General features: G+C 31.3%; 2 protein-coding genes. Both read left to right on the plus strand.

The genetic code is table 11. The features are described from left to right. Positions 1 to 100: 100 nt before the first annotated feature. Positions 101 to 1,009 (plus strand): HNH endonuclease signature motif containing protein, encoded by a 909-nt coding sequence (locus Q0857_RS16835; RefSeq protein ID WP_298538062.1) that lies wholly within the window; start codon positions 101 to 103, stop codon positions 1,007 to 1,009. Further along, a complete protein-coding gene (locus Q0857_RS16840) occupies positions 1,006 to 1,389 on the plus strand; it encodes a (deoxy)nucleoside triphosphate pyrophosphohydrolase (protein WP_298538064.1) in 384 nt (127 codons plus the stop codon). Before Q0857_RS16835 ends, Q0857_RS16840 begins: the two co-directional genes overlap by 4 nt. Positions 1,390 to 1,596 lie beyond the last annotated feature (207 nt).

Consider the following 1,596-nt stretch of genomic DNA (forward strand, 5'->3'; position numbering starts at 1 on the left):
TGTTTGCTAGCTTCTGATTTTCCTTCGGAAAATCCTCGCACACAAACACGCAACTTTCCATATACAACAACGTTGTATGTAATTCAAAAAAAACTGCTAAATGTATTATTGGGTAAACCAAGGTAAAACCTATAAGGAAGAAAAAGAAGGAGGTTATTTATGGGCTCCTATACAAAACAATAAAGGAAATTCATTTTTTCATTGGGAAAACATGACTAAACTCAAACCTAACGATATCGTTTTTAATTATCGTAAAGGTTTTATTATGGGATATTGTCAAATCAAAACTAAACATTTTCTAGCTCCACAACCAGAAGAATTTAATGTAGATGTCGAATGGGAGAAAGAAGGTTACATGATAGATGCAGAATATGTATTATTTACTGAACCAATTGACATTAAAACGGCTTATAAAACTATTAATCAATATTTACCCGAAAAATATTCACCAATGAATATCTCTGGGGTAGAACTTAAAATCAAAGCTAATCAAGGTTATCTCTACGAATTTTCCGCAAAAGCAGCCGAAGAACTATTTAAATTAGCTAATATCAACTTCATTGAAAACTATGGCAATAATGAAGTTAATGAAGATGAAGTACCCTATGGGCTTCCAAAAGAAACTTCAAAACAAAATTTAACAACTTCACGAGTTGGGCAAGGTGAATTTCGTCAACGAATTTTAAGAAAGTGGAACTATAAATGTGCCGTTAATGGAACTTCTATTAAAGAGATATTAATTGCTTCGCATATAGTACCTTGGAGAGAAGCAAACGACAAAGAAAGATTAGATGTTGACAATGGCTTACTCTTATCCCCTACTTACGATGCTCTATTTGATAAATATTTAATTTCATTTGATAATGAAGGAAAAATTATTTTATCGGAATCAATGGATAAAAAAGATTTTTATAAGCTTGGCGTAACAGGAGAAGAAAAAATCGATAATCTATCTGCTGGAAATAAAAAGTATCTAGAAAGGCACAGGGAAAAAATAATAAATTTATGATTGAGGTTGTATGTGGAATCATCTATAAAGGCAATGAAGTACTCATATGTCGAAGAAATGAAAATAAAGAACTGGGAGGATACTGGGAGTTTCCTGGAGGAAAATTAGAACCTAATGAATCGGCTGAACAAGCTCTTAAAAGGGAATTGACAGAAGAATTAGGAATGTCCGTGATAGTTAAAAAACACTTCACTTCTGTTATTCATAAATATGAAAAATTCACAATTAAACTTACAGCATATAAATGTGAATTTATTAAAGCGAGCTTTAAACTTATAGATCATGACAAATATGAATGGTCTCTTATCGATAAAATTACATCTAAAAAACTAGCCCCTGCCGATATTCCTATTATAGAAAAATTAATAATAGAGAAATAAACTACATACAACAACGTATATAAATAATTGCTACATTTAATACTAAAAACAAAAGAATAGTTCCGCTTTGTTCGGGCTGATTTTCTAACGAAAATCCTACTCACGAAATCGCAACTATTCATATACAAATCCGTTGTAGGTAATCCCCCATAGAACTCAAAAATTTCTTCAGTAAGTTGGCTAACGAAAAATTGAGTAAATTGGGAT

This window comes from uncultured Algibacter sp., from assembly GCF_947495925.1.
Classification (GTDB): domain Bacteria; phylum Bacteroidota; class Bacteroidia; order Flavobacteriales; family Flavobacteriaceae; genus Algibacter_E.